The 21,642-nt window shown below is 48.4% G+C and carries 16 protein-coding genes; 10 read left to right on the top strand and 6 right to left on the bottom strand.

Annotation, left to right across the window (positions count from 1 at the left end; translation table 11 throughout):
• Nucleotides 1-10 precede the first annotated feature (10 nt).
• On the top strand, nucleotides 11-1,987 hold the full coding sequence (locus tag ACTHMC_RS19015) for a sialate O-acetylesterase (RefSeq protein WP_440415470.1): 1,977 nt from the start codon (nucleotides 11-13) through the stop codon (nucleotides 1,985-1,987).
• Nucleotides 1,988-2,161: 174 nt separating this feature from the next.
• A complete protein-coding gene (locus ACTHMC_RS19010) occupies nucleotides 2,162-4,387 on the top strand; it encodes an alpha-galactosidase (RefSeq protein WP_440415468.1) in 2,226 nt (741 codons plus the stop codon).
• A gap of 84 nt (nucleotides 4,388-4,471) precedes the next feature.
• Here the strand turns inward: ACTHMC_RS19010 and ACTHMC_RS19005 are convergent, their stop codons facing one another.
• Nucleotides 4,472-6,070 carry a sensor histidine kinase gene (locus ACTHMC_RS19005; RefSeq protein WP_440415467.1) on the bottom strand — a complete coding sequence of 533 codons (1,599 nt, stop codon included), beginning with the start codon at nucleotides 6,068-6,070 and terminating at the stop codon, nucleotides 4,472-4,474.
• Between the two features lie 2 nt (nucleotides 6,071-6,072).
• Nucleotides 6,073-6,462 carry a response regulator gene (locus tag ACTHMC_RS19000; RefSeq protein WP_440415465.1) on the bottom strand — a complete coding sequence of 130 codons (390 nt, stop codon included), beginning with the start codon at nucleotides 6,460-6,462 and terminating at the stop codon, nucleotides 6,073-6,075.
• Nucleotides 6,463-6,621: 159 nt separating this feature from the next.
• Between ACTHMC_RS19000 and ACTHMC_RS18995 the strand changes: the two genes are divergently transcribed.
• The 7 genes from ACTHMC_RS18995 (at nucleotide 6,622) to ACTHMC_RS18965 (ending at nucleotide 16,499) form a co-directional block, all read left to right on the top strand.
• The gene (locus tag ACTHMC_RS18995) at nucleotides 6,622-7,074 is read left to right on the top strand and encodes a response regulator (RefSeq protein WP_440415463.1); all 453 of its coding nucleotides are present in this window, start codon (nucleotides 6,622-6,624) and stop codon (nucleotides 7,072-7,074) included.
• Nucleotides 7,075-7,165: 91 nt separating this feature from the next.
• On the top strand, nucleotides 7,166-7,750 hold the full coding sequence (locus ACTHMC_RS18990) for an RNA polymerase sigma factor (RefSeq protein ID WP_440415461.1): 585 nt from the start codon (nucleotides 7,166-7,168) through the stop codon (nucleotides 7,748-7,750).
• 69 nt (nucleotides 7,751-7,819) lie between these two features.
• Nucleotides 7,820-8,881 carry a FecR family protein gene (locus ACTHMC_RS18985; RefSeq protein ID WP_440415460.1) on the top strand — a complete coding sequence of 354 codons (1,062 nt, stop codon included), beginning with the start codon at nucleotides 7,820-7,822 and terminating at the stop codon, nucleotides 8,879-8,881.
• A gap of 74 nt (nucleotides 8,882-8,955) precedes the next feature.
• On the top strand, nucleotides 8,956-12,123 hold the full coding sequence (locus ACTHMC_RS18980) for a SusC/RagA family TonB-linked outer membrane protein (protein ID WP_440415458.1): 3,168 nt from the start codon (nucleotides 8,956-8,958) through the stop codon (nucleotides 12,121-12,123).
• A 10-nt stretch (nucleotides 12,124-12,133) separates the two neighbouring features.
• Nucleotides 12,134-13,570: a SusD/RagB family nutrient-binding outer membrane lipoprotein gene (locus ACTHMC_RS18975; protein WP_440415456.1), complete on the top strand. Its 1,437-nt coding sequence runs from the start codon at nucleotides 12,134-12,136 to the stop codon at nucleotides 13,568-13,570.
• 21 nt (nucleotides 13,571-13,591) lie between these two features.
• Nucleotides 13,592-15,688, top strand: a complete 2,097-nt coding sequence (locus ACTHMC_RS18970; protein ID WP_440415454.1) for a hypothetical protein — start codon at nucleotides 13,592-13,594, stop codon at nucleotides 15,686-15,688.
• A gap of 163 nt (nucleotides 15,689-15,851) precedes the next feature.
• Nucleotides 15,852-16,499, top strand: coding sequence for a YdcF family protein (locus ACTHMC_RS18965; RefSeq protein ID WP_440415453.1), 648 nt, complete (start codon nucleotides 15,852-15,854; stop codon nucleotides 16,497-16,499).
• A 48-nt stretch (nucleotides 16,500-16,547) separates the two neighbouring features.
• Here the strand turns inward: ACTHMC_RS18965 and ACTHMC_RS18960 are convergent, their stop codons facing one another.
• The 4 genes from ACTHMC_RS18960 to ACTHMC_RS18945 all read right to left on the bottom strand — a co-directional run bounded on the left by ACTHMC_RS18960 (nucleotide 16,548) and on the right by ACTHMC_RS18945 (nucleotide 20,626).
• The gene (locus ACTHMC_RS18960) at nucleotides 16,548-17,405 is read right to left on the bottom strand and encodes a toxin-antitoxin system YwqK family antitoxin (protein ID WP_440415451.1); all 858 of its coding nucleotides are present in this window, start codon (nucleotides 17,403-17,405) and stop codon (nucleotides 16,548-16,550) included.
• Nucleotides 17,406-17,616: 211 nt separating this feature from the next.
• Nucleotides 17,617-18,675, bottom strand: coding sequence for a saccharopine dehydrogenase family protein (locus ACTHMC_RS18955; protein ID WP_440415449.1), 1,059 nt, complete (start codon nucleotides 18,673-18,675; stop codon nucleotides 17,617-17,619).
• Between the two features lie 234 nt (nucleotides 18,676-18,909).
• Nucleotides 18,910-19,719 (bottom strand): helix-turn-helix domain-containing protein, encoded by an 810-nt coding sequence (locus ACTHMC_RS18950; RefSeq protein ID WP_440415447.1) that lies wholly within the window; start codon nucleotides 19,717-19,719, stop codon nucleotides 18,910-18,912.
• A 25-nt stretch (nucleotides 19,720-19,744) separates the two neighbouring features.
• Complete coding sequence (locus ACTHMC_RS18945; protein ID WP_440415445.1) at nucleotides 19,745-20,626, bottom strand: SDR family NAD(P)-dependent oxidoreductase; 882 nt, start codon at nucleotides 20,624-20,626, stop codon at nucleotides 19,745-19,747.
• A 198-nt stretch (nucleotides 20,627-20,824) separates the two neighbouring features.
• Between ACTHMC_RS18945 and ACTHMC_RS18940 the strand changes: the two genes are divergently transcribed.
• On the top strand, nucleotides 20,825-21,642 hold an 818-nt coding region (locus tag ACTHMC_RS18940), incomplete at its 3' end, for a mechanosensitive ion channel family protein (RefSeq protein WP_440415443.1).

Genomic DNA, 21,642 nt, shown 5'->3' with positions numbered 1-21,642 from the left:
ACAGAGTGTAATGAAAAGAATCCACCTGGTAACAGCATTGCTGATCATAGTCACCGGTAACGTATATGCGCAACCGGAATTGCCCGTTATTTTCGGAGACAGTATGGTGTTACAACGTGATGCTCCCATCAGGTTATGGGGAACGGCCAGTGCCGGTGAAAGCATTGTGGTGAGCCTTCGTGGCCAGAAAAAGACCACCATTGCTTCCGGAAACGGACAATGGCAGGTAGTGCTGGCTCCTGAGAAATTGGGCAAACCTTTTAACCTGACCGTAAAAGGTAAATCAACCGTAGTGTTGCGTGGATTGCTGATGGGGGATGTGTGGTTCTGCTCCGGGCAATCGAATATGGAAATGCCATTGAAAGGCTGGGGCACCATCCTGAATGCAGATGAGGAAGTGAGCAAGGCCAGCTACCCGGATATCAGATTATACACGATCCCTAAGAAAGTGGCGGCAGAGCCCCTCTCTACTTCAGATAACGCAAAATGGGAAACCTGCTCACCTTCCAGTGTGATGCCTTTTTCAGCCGTGGGTTATTTCTTTGGGCGCAAGCTGAACCAGGAATTGAATATCCCGATCGGACTGATCAATTCCACCTGGGGCGGCACACAGATAGAAGCCTGGATCAGTCATGCTGCCATGCTGAACGATGCCCACTACAAATCAGTGATGCAGGCGGCCGGTCAGGCCAGTTTTGAGGAGTTGATAGCTGCCAGGAAGAAAAGTGAAGCTGCTTACCTGAAAGAATTGCAGCGCGATATGCCCGATGTGGCCGACAGCGCCAGCTGGAAGCGTGCTGATTATGATCATAGCAAATGGTCAACCATGCCATTGCCCAATGCCTGGGAAAGTCAGCCAAAACTGTCGAGGCTCGATGGTATTGTCTGGTTCCGCCAGACTGTAGACATTGCGCCGGAAGATGCCGGCAAACCCGCCACATTGCATGCAGGTATGATCGATGACAACGACCAGACTTATTTCAATGGTGAATTTCTCGGCGCATCAGCCGGCTGGAATAACAAGCGTGTTTACCAGATCCCTGCAACGCAGCTTAATGCGGGAAAGAATATGATCGCCATCCGCGTGGAAGACAGCGGTGGTGGTGGTGGTATCTGGGGCGACAGTACAGATCTTTTCCTCGAAGTGAATGGCCATAAATATCCGCTCAATAACAACTGGTTCTACAGGATCCAGTATGTACTGCATAATTCCAATAGCATCGGGCCGAATGATTACCCTTCCGTTCTGTACAACGGTATGGTGAATCCATTTGCAGGGATCCGGGTGAAAGGTGCAATCTGGTACCAGGGCGAAGCCAATACCAACCATGCTTACGAGTACAGGTACGCATTGCCGTTATTGATAAAGGACTGGCGCAGGATGTTCAACAATCCAACCATGCCCTTCTATTTCGTTCAGCTGAGCAGCTGGAATGCCAATAATGGCAACAGCAATAAAGGAAGCGAATGGGCTGAGCTCCGGGAATCGCAGGCAAAAACACTCAGTGTTTTCAATACCGGCATGGCAGTTACCACCGATATAGGCGATGCAGCGGATATTCACCCGGCCAATAAACAGGATGTGGGGCTGAGACTGGCAGCCATTGCCCTTCGTGATACTTACAAGAAAGCTGTACTGGCATCAGGCCCGGTTTATAAATCATTTATTGCAGCAGGAAATAAAGTAACACTCAGTTTCGCCTCAACCGGAAAAGGCCTGGCCATCCGTGGTGGTTCGGAACTGAAAGGTTTTGAGATCGCAGGCGCAGATAAGAAATTCTATCCTGCTGTTGCCAGCATTCAGAACGGCCAGGTGATCCTGCAGGCTGCCGAAGTAGCCAAACCCATCGCTGTGCGTTATGCCTGGGCTGATGATGCCGGAGCAGCCAACCTTATGAATAAAGAAGGATGGCCTGCAAACCCCTTCAGGACTGATTCCTGGCCGGGGATTACTGTGAACGGTAAATTCAGACCCGGATTGAATTAATCAGGGTGTGCTGAAATAAACAGGGTGTGCCCGGTAGCTCGCCTCTGGGGGTTACTTCTATTTGTTCGCCTCTGGCGAACACCGTGTCGCCGGAGGCGAACAAATAGTGGTCACTCGCGGGGATGCGAGCCACTGCACCACGATAACAAAATCATTACAACAGAACTCACAAATATGAATTGTAGTAGGAAAGGAAGATTCTCTGGCAGGCAAACTCTCTCTGTCGCACTTGCCCTCGCACTCTGCCTGGGTTGGAACATTGGCAGCCTGCATGCGCAAACTGTTATCCCTATCACCACCGGCAGCAATGCACTGGTGCTGGAAGCAAATAAGGAGAAGGATCTGTCTGTGATTTACTTCGGAAAGAAACTGGTGAATGAGCAGGAGTACAAGATGGTATCCTCCGTTTACAGGCAAACGGGTGATTACTCTGAACAACTCAATGCCGCCTACACACCTGCCGGTTCCCGTAATATGGTGGAACCTGCTATCACTGTGGTACATGCTGACGGCAACCGTTCCCTCGATCTCCGTTATGTAACCCATGAGCAGAAACAACAGGCTGATAATGTTTCCCTGTATGTCATCACACTGAAAGACCCTGTGTATGATTTTGAAGTGAAGCTCCATTATAAAGTATATCCCAGACAGGATGTGATAGAACAGTGGTCGGTGATCAGACACACTGAAAAAGGTAATGTGGTGCTGGAGAAATTCGCATCCGCCAATCTGTATCTGAAGGCACAGGGTTTCTGGCTGAACCAGTATCATGGGGACTGGGCGAAAGAAATGCAACCGGAAGAAACCAGGATCACGCACGGTATCAAAACCATCGATACCAAACTCGGTACACGTACCAATCTCTTCCTGCCATCGGTATTCATGGTATCGCTGGGCAAGCCTGCTACGGAAGATGAAGGCACTGTGCTCTACGGAACCCTGGCTTACAGCGGGAATTTCAGAACGGACCTGGAACTGGATTTTCAGGACAACCTGCGCATTATTTCCGGGATCAATAATTATGCATCTCCCTACACGTTGAAGCCCGGGGAGGAATTTGTAACCCCTTCCTTCATTCATACCCTTTCGGATAAGGGTAAGGGACAGGCAAGCCGTCAGCTGCACGACTGGGCCCGCAATTACCGGCTCCTCGATGGAAAGGGTACCAGGCTCACCCTGCTCAATAACTGGGAAGCCACCTATTTCGATTTCAATGAAAGCAAGCTGAAAGAGCTGCTGCGCGATACAAAGAAATTAGGCGTTGACCTCTTCCTGCTGGATGATGGCTGGTTCGCCAACAAATATCCCCGTAATGATGATAAAGCAGGATTGGGTGACTGGCAGGAGAATAAATCGAAACTTCCCAATGGGGTGGTAAGCCTGGTGAAGGAAGCGGCAAAGAACGATGTGAAGTTCGGTATCTGGGTGGAGCCTGAAATGGTGAACCCTAAAAGTGAACTGTACGAGAAACATCCTGACTGGGTGGTAAGACAGCCAGCTCGCAATGAACATTATTTCCGCAACCAGCTGGTGCTGGACCTCACCAATCCAACCGTTCAGGATTTTGTGTTCAGTGTGGTGGATGACCTGTTCAAAAAGAACCCGGGACTGGCCTATATCAAGTGGGACTGCAATGCAGTCATCTACAATGCGCATTCTGCTTATCTCGGAAAGAACCAGGGGCATTTTTATATCGAATACATGCGCGGGCTCTACAATGTGCTCAAGCGCCTCCGCGAAAAATATCCCACAGTACCCATGATGCTTTGCTCCGGTGGCGGTGGCAGGGTGGATTACGAAGCCCTGAGATATTTTACGGAATACTGGCCCAGTGATAATACCGATCCGCTGGAAAGGATCTTCATGCAGTGGGAATATTCTTATTTCTATCCGGCCATTGCCAGCGCCAACCACGTTACGGATTGGGGTAAGCAGCCGATCAAATTCCGCACGGATGTGGCCATGATGGGTAAGCTTGGTTTCGATATTGTGGTGAGCCATCTCAGCGCAAAAGACCTGGCATTCTGCCAGAATGCGATCAAAGAATACAATGCATTCAAGCCGCTCATTTACCAGGGCGACCAGTTTCGTCTGGCTGATCCACGCAAAGGTTCTGTTGCTTCAGTAGCCTATTTGAACAAGGAACAATCCGAAGCTGTGATCTTCAATTATATGGTGAGCAGCCGTTATGGGGAGGGGAGTGTCTATCCCATCAGACTGAAAGGTCTGGACCCTGCTGCCATGTACAGTCTGCAGGAGATCTGCCTCTACCCGGGAACTAAAACCAGCATCGATGGCAGCAAACAATATTCAGGGGAATTCCTGATGAAGATCGGGTTCAATCCTGAGCTGAGCACCAGCAGAACCAGTGTGGTGTTGAAACTGCAGAAAGTAAAATAAACCACTTATAAGTCAGATTGAACGACTCAATTATGGCAAGTTGTGATTTTAAGCAGCAGGCGCTCCGTTTACGGAGCGCTTTTTTTAAGCGTCCTGTTTGATATAAACATGAAAGGTGGCCCCTTCGCCGGGTGTGCTTTCTGCATGGATATAACCTCCGTGGTTGTCCATTATTTTCTTGCAGAGGGCAAGGCCGATGCCGGTGCCGGAGTATTCGTGTTTTCCGTGAAGACGCTGGAACATGGTAAAGATCTTTTCCGCATACTGCGGTTCAAAGCCAATGCCATTGTCGGTGAAACTGAGATGATGGAATGCTGTGCCCGGAGGAAGGTTGGCTCGGGGGATCTCACTGCTATCAGTAACCGAAGCGTTTATCTTTATTACAGGTTGCCCCTGGGAGTATTTCAGTGAATTGCTGATCAGGTTAGTGAATAGCTGATGCATCTGAAGTGAGATGGCCTTGGTGGATGGCAGTTTGCCGGATTCTATCCTGGCCTGTTTTTCATGGATGCGAAGTTCCTGCTCAGTCAATACATGACGGAGGGTCTCATTCAGGTCAGTAAGTTCTTTTACAGGAGCTTCTTTGGAAAGGCGGCTGAACTCCAGGATGGAACTGATCAGGTGACTCATTCTTTCGGAGGCGGTATTGATCTTCCCAAGATATTTTCTGGCAGCGTCCTTGTCATCCAGGCTGTTTTCCAGCATGTCTGCAAATGTCTGGATCTTTCTAAGCGGCTCCTGCAGATCATGTGAAGCTGCATACGCGAAGCGGTCGAGCTCCTCATTCTGTTTCTGCAATTCCTGCAGATACTTGTTGAGTTTGTCTTCTGACTTTTTCTTTTCAGTGAGGTCCCTGGTAACTTTAGAGAATCCGATCAGATCGCCACGCTCATTGTGAAGGGCGGTGATCACAATACTTCCCCAGAAACGGGAACCGGATTTGGTAATACGCCAGCCTTCATGAATAGCCCTGTCGTGGTCAGCCGCTTTGCGCAGTAATTTTTCAGGAAGTCCTTGCTGTTTGTCTTCTTCAGTATAAAAGATGCGAAAGTTTTTGCCGAGGATTTCACTTTCTGAATAGCCCTTGATTTTTTCTGCACCTGTGTTCCAGTTCTGGATATTGCCTTGCGGGTCCAGCAGGATGATGGCATAGTCCTGCACTTCTGCGATCATCTTATGATAGCGTTCTTCACTTTTGCGGAGCGCTTCATTGCTTTGCTGTAATTCCAGTGTGAAATTTTTCATCTGATCGTCGGCCAGCTTTCTTTCTGTAAGATCGCGGGTAACTTTAGAATATCCGATCACCTGCCCGTTATCGCTGTGTAATGCGGTTAGCGTTATGCTGCCCCAGAACCTGGAACCATCCTTTCTTTGCCTCCAGCCTTCATGGATGGCCCGGCCTTCTTCCGCCGCTTTGTTGAGCAGCAGTTGTGGCAGGTTGATGGCCTGGTCTTCAGGTAAATAGAATATGCTGAAATGTTTTCCGACGACCTCATGCTCGGTGTAGCCTTTGATCTTCTGTGCTCCTTTGTTCCAGTTCTGGATAATACCTTTTTCATCCAGGAGAATGATGGCATAATCCTCTACTTCATCGATCATCTTGTAGTAGCGGTCCTCGCTTTTCTTCAGCTTTTCTTCTGACTCTGAAGGATCAATATCAGGTTTAGGCTTTCTTTCATTCATTGTCAGTGTTTTTCAATGATCCGCGTAAGCTGGCTCACCAGAAGATTCAACCTGGAAGGTTTCACCATGAACTCGTCTGCGCCCAGCTGCTGGCTGGCCTCACGCACCCTGTCATCATTGGTGGTTGAATACATGATGATCCTGGACTGCCTCAGGTGCTTGAGCTTCCTGAGTTCGGGCAGGCATTGCATCCCGTCCATCCGGGGCATATTGATGTCGAGGAAAATAAAATCCGGAACGAAATCATCCGAGGTCAATTTCTGTAAACCTTCAACACCATCATGCGCCACACTTAAACTGTAATTGCTGTCAATCCGCTGCAAAGCCATCTCAAAAACTTCCTGATCATCAAGATCATCATCAATAAGGAAGAAACTGTTCTTTTTTTTCACGACAAACGTATTAAAACGTTAAACAAAATTGATGTAGCTAAAGTACAAAAAAATTGAATCTACACTTGTACAACAGCCATTTATACCTCTTGGTATAATATTTTATATGCAGAAACCGGGCTAGGCCTCAGTATTTAAAAGGTATTAAAAATCACGAATATGGAAAATCAGCAGCACAGGCCGATCTGGATCGTAGATGATGATACTGATGACCATGAGCTTATCAGGGAAATTTTCCGCGAAATGAAGTATGAGCACCCTCTTCAGCTTTTCAGTACTGCGGAAGAAATGCTACACTTTTTGCAGGAATCCGGTAGTGCCCCTTTTATTATAATATCAGACCTTCACCTGCCGAAAATGAATGGTTTGGAACTGCGGGAGGGTATGCTGAGGACCCCCAACAATAAGTTCCATTCCGTACCATTTATATTCTGGTCAACAATAGCTTCCGATGCACAGGTCAAGGAAGCATTCAACCTGCGGGCCCATGGCTTTTTTGTGAAGGAACGTACATTTTTGCAGTGGAAAAATACTTTGGTAAAGATCATCGATTACTGGACCTCCAGTTTACTGCCTCCGAAAGACGACAGGTTTGAAGAAGCCATGCTCTGAAGCTGCTTACCGGAAATACCACCTCTTTACATTTTCTTAATACCCTTTTACCGGTATTACAGAAAGTGGCTTACTACTTTTGTTCATTGTAATGGCTCTCCCCAACAACAATGAAATCATCTTCGCGCTGAACGCCGGTAATGCACCGGTGTTCCAGGAAATCTACGATCATTACAGTCCCGCTATCTTCAGGAACATCTTCAGGCTGTTGCCACATCAGCAGGAGGCGGAAGACCTGCTACAGACTGTTTTCGTTCAGCTCTGGGAAAACCGTTCCCGCCTTACCGGTAACCAGTCCGTTGCCGGCTGGCTCTTCACTACCAGTTTTTATATGACCATGGGCCGCATCCGGAAAATGGCCCGCCTGCAACTGCGGCAACTTGAAGAGAATATGCTGGACATGGCCGAAACTGATGAAACTGAACATAACACAGAGATCTATCTTCATAAAGTAAGGTTGCTGGATAAAGCCATCAACCTGCTTCCCGCCAGGAAGAAACAGGCCTTTGAACTCTGCAAAATGGAAGGCAAATCCTACAAGGAAGCAGCTGCAGTGCTCAATGTTTCCGAAGACACCGTCAGGGAATACGTGAAATCCGCCATGAGCATACTCAGACGGTATGCACTGCAGGCGGACATTTCCATGTATATGCTGCTCGCCTGGATCATGTGCTGAATCACTTAATGTTAAGGTAATATTCCAGGCACCCCCACCATCTCCACTTTTTACATTTTATAACAGAACATGCAGGATATATCATTACTTATACAAAAATCATTGAATGGATCAGCCACCGCTGCTGAACTGAAACAATTGCTGGATTTATTACAGCAGGAAGAAAATGCTTTGTATGGAGAATGGATGCAGATGCAGGACCAGGCTGCCACGCTTTCCACTCAATATATGCCTGCATTCAACAAACAGGGAGTTAAAGACAGGATCAGTCAAACAATCCAGGAAACAAATCCTGCTCCCGTAGTGAACATCAGCCTTTACCGGAAAGTATTGCCTTATTCCGGTCCTGCTGCTGTGGCTGCTGTTGCGGTACTCTGCCTCCTGCTGGCAGCCAGGTTCCTCTTTCCAAAGAATGAAGGCGTTTCAATAAGGCCTGAATTGCCTGCTCTTGCTGTGAGCATGCCGGCCATCATCGAGGCAGGCAATGAACAGAAGACCATCGTTCTGAGAGACAGCAGTGTAGTGCTCCTGTATGCCGGAAGCAGTCTGCAATATGAAAAGGATTACAATGTAAATGGACGAAAATTATACCTGAAAGGAAAAGGAAGGTTTACGGTTAAAAAACAGGAACTACAGCCATTTACGGTATACAGCAAATTTGTTTCCACCACTGCGCTGGGGACTGTATTTGAGATACAGGAGAGTGCAGACAGCACCGTGGTTTCCCTGATTGAAGGAAAGGTGAAGGTTGAGGACTATTCTTCCTCATCCAAAGGAGCGGTATACCTGCATGCAGGACAGCAGGCAACAGGGTTCAGGGAAGCAAATATCGCAGTAGCGGCTATCCAGCGTGAACCGGTGGCCGTTCAGAAAAACAATCCGAAGAAAACAGCACAGGATAAAGATGCGGACATGCTTACTTTCAGACAAACATCACTGATAAACGTGTTTGAAACGCTTACTGAAAAATATAAGGTCCAGATCCGTTTTGATAAAAAAGAAGTATCCGGAATACTGTTCACCGGAAACTTCGGCGCAGATGAAACCGTTGCAGATATATTACAGGTAATTGCCAGTATCAATAAGCTGGAAGTGCATTCAGATCATCAGGGTTTTACTGTAGGGAAATAATCCTCAAAACATATAAAGATTGAAAAGCATACACCCGGGAGTGTGCAGGAGATCTTTTGCCCAAACCAAATAGTATGAAGTATTTAAAATTTGTAAAGATCTCAGCAGTGCAACTGCTATGTCTGCTGGCGTTACTTCCTGCCGGAGCATTTGCACAGGATGGTAATATCAAAGGCATGATCGTGGATGAAGCCAATAAACCCGTAGCCGGCGTCAGCATCGAGTGCAGACCGCAGGATAAGAATGGAAAAGCACAATATTCCAACAGCAATGAAAATGGAGAATTCAGTACCGCTGGTCTGAAAACAGGTGTTAAATATGATATTTATTTTACTCACGTCAACTATCAAGCGAACACTATTCCAGATCTGGTAATTAAAAAAGGAGAGAACAACTCCCTGCTGGTAAAATTGAAACAGCTGAATAAAGACCTGGAAGAAGTTGTGGTTACATCCCTGGGTATTGCCAAAGCCAAAAGGAAACTTGGCTACGCAGTTCAGGAAGTGAAAGGGGATGATATGAATACCGTGAAAGGCGGGAACGTGCTGAGCAGCCTGCAGGGCAGGGTAGCCGGTCTTAATATGACGCAGGTATCCGGCGGATTGGCGGGATCCAACCGCATTGTGCTCCGCGGTGAATCATCCCTCAATATCAACAAGAATATTGCCATGGTGGTAGTGGACGGCGTTCCCATCAATAATAACCTGGGAACCTCCAGCACCAGTGACCTCTCTATCGATTATGGAAGTGGCGGCGCTGAAATAAATCCTGATGATATTGAAAGCATCAGCATCATGAAAGGTCCCAACGCTGCTGCCCTTTATGGATCAAGAGCTGCAAACGGGGTACTGATCATCAAAACAAAGAAAGCTGCTGAAAGCAACAGGCTGGGGGTATCCGTGAACAGCAATATCGCTATCGACCGGGTGCTGAAAACTCCGGAGTTCCAGAATGAATACGGTGGTGGTACAGGTGTTGGCCTCAAGTATTATTCTTATGGCGACGGACCTGATGGCCCTAATACCTCCAACTCAGGACATAACTGGGGTGCACCTTTCAGGGGACAGAGCTTCGTTCAGTTCGGATCGCCGATCGGTCCGGATGGCAAACGCACGGCCATTCCCTGGCAGGCATATCCTGATAATGTAAAAGACTTTTACATTACCGGTCTTACCATGATGAATGGTATATCCATTCAGAAAGCCGGTGAGGTAGGTAGTTTCAGGGTTTCTTATAATAATTACCACCAAACGGGTATCATGCCCAATACGGAGCTGAACAGGCATCAGTTCAATACCAACAGTACAGTGAACCTGAGCTCCAAACTCAGCTTCAACGCTAATATCAATTATATCAACAGCTATAGCGATAACCTTCCTGTGATCGGTTATGGCGGTGCTTCTCCTACTTACAATTTCATCTGGACGGAACGTAATGCCAGCATGAACTGGTTCAGGGATTACTGGATCAGGGGACAGGAGGGCATCAAACAGAACTACTACTTTACCTGGGGCGACAATCCGTATATGACCATGCATGAGCAGCTGAACAGCATGAAGCGGAACCGTTTCTTCGGTAACGCCTTCCTGAATTATTCCATCCTGCCGAATCTCTCCCTGATGGTGAGAACAGGTATCGATTATTCAGGAGAGAACAGGGCATCGCAAAGGCCCATCGGTTCAGTGGTTGCCATCAATGGTTTGTACCGGAGACAGGATGTTGATTACTTCGAGCGTAACTCTGATTTCCTGCTGACCTATAACGTACCTGAGCTGAAAGATGTCAGGATCACTGCCAGTGTTGGTGGCAACAATCTTCAGATCAATACCAGCAGCAATATCGTAACAGCAAACGGACTGGTGATCCCCAATGTATACAACCTGGGTAATGCTTCCAGCAGACCATTGGTGGAGGAGATCAATACCGTAAAAAGGGTAAACAGTTTATATGGTTTGGCCGATATCGATTTCCGCAATATGCTCTTCCTGCAGTTGACCGCGCGTAACGACTGGTCCAGCACGCTGCCCAAAGGCAATAACTCTTATTTCTATCCTTCTGCTTCATTGAGTGCACAGATGACGGAGATCTTTTCCCTGCGATCTGCAGTGCTCAATTACTGGAAGACGCGCTTCTCATACGCACAGGTAGGTAATGATACTGATCCTTACCAGACCAGCGCTTATTATGAGTACAACACGTTGCCGGGAACTGTTGGGCTTCCCTCCGTGATTCCCAACACAGCTTTGAAACCTGAGATCACCGGATCGTTTGAAGTGGGAACGGAACTGAAGTTGTTCAATAACCGGGTAAGCCTGGACCTCACCTGGTATTCTGCCAGCAGCAGGAACCAGATCCTGAGAAGTCCTTTGAGCACTGCTACCGGTTACGGAGCCAAAGTGATGAATGCAGGTAAGATCAATAACAAAGGATGGGAAGCCGTGCTGGGTATTACTCCTGTGAAATCTGCAATGGTATGGGATGTGACCTTTACTGCTTCTGCCAACAGAAGCAAAGTGGTGGAACTGGCCGACGGAGTGGAGAGCTACGTGATGGCTACTGCACAGGGCGCTACTATCGAAGCAAGAGTAGGGGGAAGAATGGGCGATATCTATGGCGTAGGGCTGCTGCGCAACGATGAAGGCAAAGTAGTGTATAAAGGGGGAGTGCCGGTGTTCACCAGCAAGACCATCAGGCTGGGTAATTACAATCCTGACTGGATAGGTGGTATCAGGAACAGCTTCCGGTACAAAGACTGGTCGTTCAACTTCCTCTTCGATGGCAAGTTCGGTGGAAAGATCTATTCATTCACCTACGTAACAGGTACGGAAGCCGGCAGTCTGGCCAATACACTGCCCGGCAGGGAAGAAGGGATCATCGGTGATGGTGTGGTGCAGAAAGCTGATGGCAGCTGGGCTCCCAACACAGAGCGTGTTGCCGCTTATACTTACTATAGAGGTTATTACAAACGTCCAAATGTTGAGTCGAGCACCTTTGACGCCACTTATGTGAAACTGCGTGAAGTGATGATCGGATATCGTTTGCCTGCGAAATATCTCCGTGGCAAATGGATACAGTCAGCTGCGCTGAGCCTCACAGGCCGCAACCTGCTGCTCTTCACCAATGTGCCGAACATCGATCCTGAAACCTCTTTCGTTTCCGGTGGTACGGTGGTACCGGGCATCGAAAATGCCCAGATTCCTTCAACAAGAAGCATCGGCTTCGATCTGAAAATTACGTTCTAAAAAATCTGATATGAGAACTTTAATCATACTCTTCATCATAACGGTTGGACTGAATGCCTGTTCCAAAGTGAACAATATCAATCCCAATGTTCCTTCTGCCGTAAACCCGGGCGTGGTACTGCCACAGGTGATCTACAATACCAGCAACACACTTGTGCTCAATGCTTTTGAGCTCAACAACGAACTGATACAGTATACCTGCATGAACAATACGTTCACGGAAGTGCAGCGTTTTAAATTACAACCAGCCAACAGCAATGGGATCTGGAATTTGTACAACAGGCTTCGTGATCTGGATGATATCATTGCCATGAGCGATAAAGGCGTAGGTCTTGGTAACTATAAGGCCATGGCCCGGGTGCTCAAAGTGTATATCTTCTCTGTACTGACAGATACCTATGGTGATATCCCTTATCGTGATGCCGGAAAAGGTGCATCAGATCAGGAGTTCACGCCCGCATACAATGCGCAGGAAGAGGTGTACAAAGGAATGCTGGAAGAACTGGCTGCTGTGGCAGGAACATTCAATGCATCTGAAACGCTGGCCTATGGTGGTGATCCCGTGTACAAAGGCAATGCGTTGCGCTGGCAGAAATTCGCCAACAGTCTCCGGTTGCGTCTGCTGATGCGTGCTTCCGGAAAACTGGCTTCTGCAGCAACGGATATACAAACCATGCTTTCCGCCCCCAATCAATATCCGATGATGGAAAGCAATGATGATAATTTCCAGTACCGTTACAGCGGCAGTCTTCCTGATGTATATCCACTGGCCCCGGCTTATGTGCGTGATTTCGATTTCAAATACAAATCAGTGAGCGCCTTTATTGTGGACTCCCTGAAGAAGTTCAGCGACAGCCGCCTGTTTCAGTTTGCGAGGCCAACCAATGCCAGTGCAACTACCGGTAACCCGCAGTATGTAGGCCTGCCGAATTCATTGCCAGTAACCGAATCAGCCAATTACAATGGAGGTTTCAATTTCCAGTCGTACCTCGGAACACGCTTCCAGAGCACCACTGAGCCTGCCATCTGGCTCACCTGGTCTGAAGTGTTGTTCCTGAAAGCTGAAGCAGCACAGCGGGGATTTTTCGCCGGCAATGCTGAAGCGCTCTACAATGATGCTATCAAAGCTTCCTTTGGATACTGGGGTGCTGAATTCAATAACAGTTACCTTGACCAAGCAGGTGTGAAATACGACGGACAATTGTCTAAGATCTGTTTACAGAAATTCTTTGCACTGTACTTCACCGGAATGGAGGCATGGAATGAATACCGCCGTACCGGATATCCTTTGCTGGTGCCAGGACCTGCCAGTGATAATGATGGTAAAGTACCCACCAGGATCCCATATCCGCTGAGTGAGCAATCTCTCAACAGAGTCAATTATGAAGATGCTGCCAGGAGAATGGGCGGAGATCAAATGAACCATAAGTTGTGGTGGCAGCCTTAATCATTCATCAATCTTCTTTTCATGAAATCAACTTTCTTATTATTGATACAAGTCCTGTTTTCTGTTGCGCTCCTTGCGCAGCAGAAAACAGGCATACATAAGGACAGTGCTGAAATAATCAGTTATTTCAACAACCGGAGTTTTACTGAAGTGGCCGCGGGAGGCAGGATAGATGCCATCCGCCAGCTTGATGAAGAGGTGGTGCTTTGCGCAGCACGTGGCGTCAATAAAGGGAAAATGTATATCAGTTATGATAATGGACTGACCTGGAATTTTCTGGCGCAGCCTGTAACCGCTGATATCACCTGTATTGCGGAAACCGGCAACAGGAGCGAGTTCTATATCCTCACCGGAACTGCGGAAGTTTGGGGCACCCGAGATGGCGGCAAAACCTGGAAACTGCTGAAAAAATTGTTGCCAAAGAACAGGAACCGTGAAGTATATGCCGCTTCCTATGCCATCATGTATACGAGGCTGGGCAGTTTGCTGGTAACGGACACAGATTCCGATGGCGGGCATATCTACCGTTCAACGGATAAAGGCATTAACTGGCAGGATATGGGCGCTGTATCGCAAAATGCCTTGTACAGGCTGGAACGAGTGGGTAATGGCATTGTGGTGAATGGCTGGCAGGGCGTGGTTTACAAGAGCATCGATGATGGCATCACCTGGAACAAAATGCAGCAATTATCCAGGACTGCGCTGTTTGCCACGGAATACATGGGCGTGAGCAACCTGCTGCAGGCTGATCAGAATGGAACAGTGTATCGCAGCACCAACCTGGGTTATGTGTGGGATTCTGTTGCCACGCTCGATGGAGCAGCTGATGATTTTGTGAACATCGCCTACGGCGCTGCATTCTACGGGACCTATACTTCAAAGAAGCAGGTATACATCACCGTTAATTATGGGAAAACCTGGTATTCCCTCGATACATTGCCTACAGTGACGGGCGACTGGCTGGATCATGGCATCCGCGTGGAAACAGCAGACTCTGTGATCACCCTGTCCGGTACCAACAAAGGATTCATTGTGCGTAATGCTTTTCATAAAGCTCAACTGGCGGCCCGGCTGGAACAATGGAATGCAGATCCTGTTTTACAACCCGGATCTGCAAACAACCTGCTTTCAGGTAATGAGATCCTTGGCAGCCTGGTGGATGTGAATGCACTGAACGAACCGGAAGATATCCTGATGGATCGTGGCTTTGCCTATGTTCCCTGCCGGGATGGGAACAATGTAGCCATCATCGATTGCAGGAAACCTGCAAAACCTTTGCTGGCGCACAGTTTAAAAGACAGGGATATCCTGGATGCATTCAGTGTGGCGATAACCGGGAACTACCTCTATGTGTTGTCCATGACCAATCATTTGGTGAGCGTGTATACCGTGAATGATCCTTACAAGCCCGTGAAAGTGGCCAGCATTTCAGTGGGAGGGCAGGGGACTTATCTTCCTTTCTACAGGTCGGATTATACCCGTCTCCGTAAAATCATCATCAAAGATGGTTATGCTTATGTGACACATAGTTCGGAAAGCAAGGTCTATATCCTGGATGTGCGTCAACCGGCAACACCGAAGATCGTGAGCAGCTTTCACACCGGTGATGGTGCTTTTGCGGCATTGGTGAATAAGAATGTACTCTACCTGGCGGGTTATGGTCCGGGCTCATCCGTGATAGCAGTGGATATTACCGATAAAACAAAACCTGTGATCACGGCTAAGATCCTTGATTCCGTGACGATGAAAGGGAGTTGTGCACTGGCCATTCATGGTCATCATCTGTATATGACTGCTTATAATGCCAGTCAGGTCTGGAGCTTTGATATCTCTGATCCGTTGATACCTCGTGCAGTGCAGCATATCAAGGATCCGGGCATGCGTGGCCCGGGCAGGATCGCATTTTACGGGAACAGGGCTTTTGTGCTGAACTCAGTAAGCAATTCTGTATCGATGCTGGAAATGCAGCCTGATGGCAATATGCAGGTGAAAGGTTTTTTCCTGCATCCTCTGCTGAAACGAGTGTACGGCATTGCTGTGGATGGAAATAAGCTGATGCTGGCAGGAAGGGAGGCAAAGAGCTTTATGATCCTGGATCTGCTGAAAATAGCAAAGTAGGTTTTACTTCGGGTGTGCCCAGTCGCTCGCGTCCCCGCGATTGACTTCTATTCCGTCGCCTCCCGGCGACACGATGTTCGCCGGAAGCGAACCAATATAAGTAACTCGCCAGAGGCGAGCGACCGGTCATTCCCCGTAATTTTATTTCCTATATTTATGCCTTATGATCAACTCTGATATTCAGGCACTGGCAAAGCAACTCTGGGATTACCATGTACTCAATCAGACGCTCACAAAGTCCGATTGTATCCTGGCGCTCGGTACACATGATCTCCGCGTGGCGGAACGCGCAGCAGAGTTGTACCTGGAAGGGTATGCCCCATTGGTAGTATTCTCCGGTGGCCTGGGTAAGATCACAAAGGATATCTGGTCTGAATCAGAAGCTGAACGGTTTGCAGCAGTGGCAATGAAAAAAGGCGTACCGGCTTCCGCCATTCTTACAGAAAACAAGAGCACCAATACCGGCGAGAATATACTGTTCACACAACAGCTGTTGAAGGAACAGAACAAAGAAGTGGAAAGTTTCATTGTGGTGCAGAAGCCATATATGGAGAGGCGCAGCCTGGCAACGTTCAAAGTGCACTGGCCTCAAAAGAAATTGTCAGTAACCTCTCCGCGAATTGCTTTTGAGGATTATGCTACTGAAGAAATTCCCATGGAGACCTTCATCAACAGTATGGTAGGGGATCTGCAACGCATCAAAGTGTATCCTGCCAAAGGGTTCCAGATCTACCAGGAGATCCCGGATGATGTCTGGAGTGCTTATGAGCAGTTGGTGGCGCAGGGGTTTGACCGCTTCGTGATCAAATGAATATATTCGATTCTGTTTTTTTTAAGGTAGCAAGAGCATCCCTGTAGGCTACACCTTTCTCTTGATAACGTCTTTCAGTTTTCCTTTTTCGTTATACAGGTGGATATACATCAATTTACCCTGACGGTTGTAGAATTTCCAGTCGCGGTACGGCTTCCCATGTTTGTATTGCCCCATGGCCAGCACGCTGCCATCACTGTTCCATTCTTTCCAGAGGCCGTCACGCACGCCATTCTTGTAATAACCAGAGTCTTTCATATTGCCTCCGGGAAAGAAATTCATATACAGTCCATGGTGCAGGCATTCAGTGAATGGTGCCAGGTAGCTGGTATGACTAACGTTATTGATCACACGCTTTTCGAGTGAACTGGATAATGGTGCGGGATTATCGAGCGCATGAAAAGAGTAGGAGGCCGTCATCATCTGGTTGGCGGCTGCTGCATTCTGTTTTGCGATATCGGTGAGTACGTAAAAGGTACTGCGACCATTTTTCCGGATGATCTCATTTTTTACGTAGGCGAGTTTCTCCGCATTGTAGGTCCGGATGGTGCGGAGGCGGCCATCGGGGTACCAGCTTTTCCATTCCCCATCAGGGATGGATTTTTCCATTCTTCCTGAATCTATCAGACTGCCGGAAGGATAAGAACTGCTCCAGTTGCCATGGAGCTGGTTGCGTTTGAAGCCGCCGGTGAAGAAGGTGTCTCCGTTGGCATTGATCCCGGTAACAAGATCATCCTGGCGGACCAGGTGCTTATCGATCTGTAAATGAGGAAGATGATTGACTGAGCTGGTAGCCGGAAGCGGCACCATGGCGGTTCTGGGGATTGAATAGGAGCCTTTATTCTGCGCGTGGAGGGCCGACAGGAATAACATCCCTAATCCCGTTATGAGTAGGTGTTTATTCATGGTACATTAACATTTTCAAGCAGTACAAATGTACTGTGAATAGGAGAAACCGGGGGTTAAAAAGTCATGAATGTGCTGGAAAGGGGCTCGCCAGAGGCGAGCAAATATGGGTCACTCGCGGGGACGCGGGCGACTGCTCTCCGGGCAACAAAAAGGCCCTGCATTGCGCAGGACCTTTGGTTGGTACAAGACATGAAATATATAGAGTAGATTATCCTTCAGCATAAAGCCTGCCCCAGCGGGTGGCGTAGAAGTCATCCAGACCGATATCTTCCTGCTTTACAAAGCCTTTGGAGGGCAGGGTGCCTTTGGATACCATCTCAACAACGGCTGCCACGGAGGCGGCGGTGGTCCAGGAAATGGCGCGCCAGTTGCGTCCGTTGATATCTTTGGGATGGTAAGCGCGGTAGAACTCCTCTCGTTTCAGGTTGCTGCCTTGCCATCCTTCTACTACCGCATATACATATACGACATCTTCTTTCACGGGGGGCTTGGCTTCTGTGAGGATCTGTTCTGTGAGCTCCCTTTTCTCTTTCAGGATCAGCTCATACAGGAGGAAGCGCATCAGGCGGGCGTGGCCCGGATAGCGGATGGTCTTGTAATTGAGCGTGTCCACTTTGCCTTCCAGCGTTTCGCAGAGGGTGCCCAGTCCACCGGAAGTGGAGAAGGCTTCAAATTCCTGTCCTTCAATATTGATGGTTTCCAGTCCTTCCAGGGAGGGCACCATTTTGCGGACGCCGTTATGGATCACTTCAGCATCGTTGATATATTCATTGATCACACCAGCGGGAGACCAGGTGAAGGAGTATCCGAGCAATCCGTTTGGATAGCGGGGGAGTGCGCCTACGCGCAGCTCGATATCCCTGAGTTTGGTAAATGATTTAGACAGCTGTGAACCTACGATTCCGATAAAACCCGGCGCCAGGCCGCATTGCGGGATCATCACGCCTTTGGCGGTTTCTGCCATTTCGCGGATAGCGGTAGTGGTGGCAACGTCTTCAGTAAGGTCAAAATAATGGATACCCAGTTCATGTGCGGCGCGTGCTACCGCCAGGTTGAGGTGCCAGGGGAGGCAGGATACCACCGCATCCTGATCGCTGAGCAAAGTTTTTATAGCGGCTGGGTCGGCAACATTGCCTTCTTTGACGGGAAAGTTTACAGGACTGGCGGGCGCCTGCCTGTCGATGCCGGTAACATCGAACATATCGGCCAGTAAAGTGCCCACAAGGGAGCCTACCTTACCCATGCCGGTAACAGCAATTCGTTTCACAATAAATTATTTAGAATGAATAATAACGGGTTGAATGATCAACCTGTGAACATACCTGACAATAAATAAGAGGGGAAAAACTGAAGACTATGGCACGTTCGCACAGGCGCTCCGCAGGAATGCCATGTACGAATAGAATATTTTGAAGAAGTGATTCATCTTGTGCACTGCAATAATAATAAAATAACTGATACGCTTGAACAGATCCGTCAGGGAATGTACAAAGCGGCCTTATCAGCCCGCCAAACGGGAGGGAGGCACGCCGTACATTTTTTTGAAGGCAAAGGAAAAATGGGAAAGGTCCTCGAATCCTGTATCGAGGTAAACATCCGAAGGCGCTTTCCCTTTTTCGCTGATGAGATAATGCGCTTCCTGCAGTCTCCTTTGCAGCAACCATTTACTGGGAGAGGTATGGAAGATATGTTCGAAGTCGCGTTTGAAAGTGGCCAGGCTTCTGCCTGTGAGATAGGCAAAACGTTTCAGCTGCACATTGAACTTATAGTTCCGGTTCATGAATTCCTCCAGGTCTATTTTGCCCGGCTCCCGGAAGTCGAAGAGAATGTCTTTCAGATCCGGCCTGCATTGCAGCAGGATGAGGATGGCTTCCTTCAGTTTCAGTTGCTGCAATTGTTCATTGATCAGCTGGTTAGGCTGCACATAGGGAAGCAGGGAGTCCATATAACTTTTGATAAGGGGTTCCTGCTTCAGTATGGTAACAGCATCCGCTTGATGTCTGCCCGGTTCGGCACTGTAGCCGGATTCCATGCTGAATTTGCGGAGTGTTTCCTGGTCTAAATAAATGGATATGCTCTGGAAAATTCCATCGGGAGGTGGCTGTTTTATGAATTTGATCAGTTGGTCCCTCCTGATGAACCTGAAATCGCCTTCCCTGAAAACGTATTCTTTTACCCCGGTATTCACCGTAAGCGTACCCGTGAGCTGGCAGCTGAACACATGTTCAGGAACAAACTGCTCTCCTTCGCGGTTGCGTGCATGATAACAGGAATAAGCAATAGAGGGTCTTTCAGCATTGTTACCGGCCATATCACAAATTTATCGATTCCTGTTTTTATTTCGCTTTTTCTGTATCCAGCATGATGGCTGCCGTGGCAGCAAAGTCCTGCGAATCCACATGATCGGTGGACAGACTGGTGCTCATCCATGCTGCCATTTCTGCATCACGTTGCGCATTGGCATGCTGAAGGATGCCGATGGCTTCACTGCCTAAAACCAGGTGCACAGGCGGGGCGGGATGTACAGCCAGTTCAGTGATCACTTGCGCGGCTTTCTCCGGATCTCCCACAGGAATGAACTTACCTGACTTCATGAATTCCGTACGCTGGTTCACCAATGTATATCCTTCTATCTCTTTGGCATAACTCATGGATGCGCCGGCCCAGTCTGTACGGAAACCTCCGGGCTCCACACTGGTCACGAAAATTCCCAGCGGCGCCACTTCCTTCGACAGTGCTTCAGTAAATCCACCCAGTCCGAATTTGGCTGCCTGGTAGATGGTCAGTCCGGCATTGCCTACGCGTCCGCCCACGGAACTGATCTGGATAATACGACCTGCCTGTTGCTTACGCATATAAGGCAGCACGGCGCGTGTGATCTCAACAGGCGCATAAAGATTGGTCTCCAGCTGGCTTCGCACCTGTTCATCCGTAAAAGCTTCTGCCGCGCCCACGATGCCGAAGCCTGCATTGTTCACCAGTACATCGATCTTTCCGAAATGCTTCACGGCTTCGTCCACTGTTTTATACACCTGCTCATAGTCTGTAACGTCCAGTTGCAAAGGCAGGATCTGGTTGCCATACTGCTGTACCAGCTCATCCAGCTGACTGATATTACGTGCAGTGGCCGCTACTGAATCCCCAATTCTCAAAACTGCTTCTGTAAGATGGCGTCCCAGTCCGCGGGAGCTGCCTGTTATGAACCATACTTTAGTCATAATATTCGGTTTTTGTACTACAAAGGTAGATCGCTTCGCTGCCCGCCGTTTTGTTCAAAAGCTCAAAGATCCTTTGCTGAAAAGCTCACAGGCTACGCCTTAATTGCATTTTAACCTGAGCTTAATCGCCTGCCAAGATCAGGCGGATAGTTTCGCGTCAGTACAAACGGAAATGCTCATCGCTTAAAGGATCTACACATGAAAGAGATACTGAATTATACCTTCCTGCAGAATACAGTGCAGCACTGGCTGATAGCCCTGGGTATCATCATATTGCTGGTAACCATGCTGCGTATCATGCGTTTGCTCTTTCTGAAAAAGCTCCGCTCCTTTGCCGAAAGAACAAAAACCGGTCTCGATGATTTCATACTCAGCGCCATCACCCGCTCCGTGATGCCTCTCTTATATGTAGTAGCCGTTTACAGCGGCCTTCATTATCTCAGCTTACCTGCAAAGCTCAACAGGTTGCTGGAAGTAACGGTGATGATCACCTGCACTTTTTATGTCCTGAGAATTGTCAGCAGTTTCATCGCTTATATTTTCCAGCGCGCTCTTCTTAAACAGGACAGCGACCAGCGCAGGAAACAATCCAAAGGCATCCTGCTCATCATCCAGGTGATCATCTGGGTGGCCGGCTTCCTGTTTCTGATCGACAATCTTGGGTACAATATCACCACCCTGGTGGCGGGGCTTGGCATCGGCGGTATCGCCATTGCGCTTGCTGCACAAACCATCCTGGGTGACCTCTTCAGTTATCTCGTCATCTTTTTCGACAAACCCTTTCAGACGGGCGATTTTATCATCATGGACGACAAGCTGGGCACCGTTGAATACATCGGCATCAAAACCACCCGTATCCGTACCCTCAGCGGGGAGCAGCTGGTCTGTTCCAATACCGACCTCACCAATTCCCGGGTGCACAACTATAAAAAGATGAAAGAACGCCGCGTTGTATTCACTTTCCGCGTAGTGTATGGCACCAAAGCCGAAAAGATCAAACAGATCCCTTCCATGGT

It is taken from the genome of Pseudobacter sp. (genome assembly GCF_051955275.1).
Taxonomy (GTDB): Bacteria; Bacteroidota; Bacteroidia; order Chitinophagales; family Chitinophagaceae; genus Pseudobacter.
This window is presented reverse-complemented; position numbering and strand designations above follow the sequence as displayed.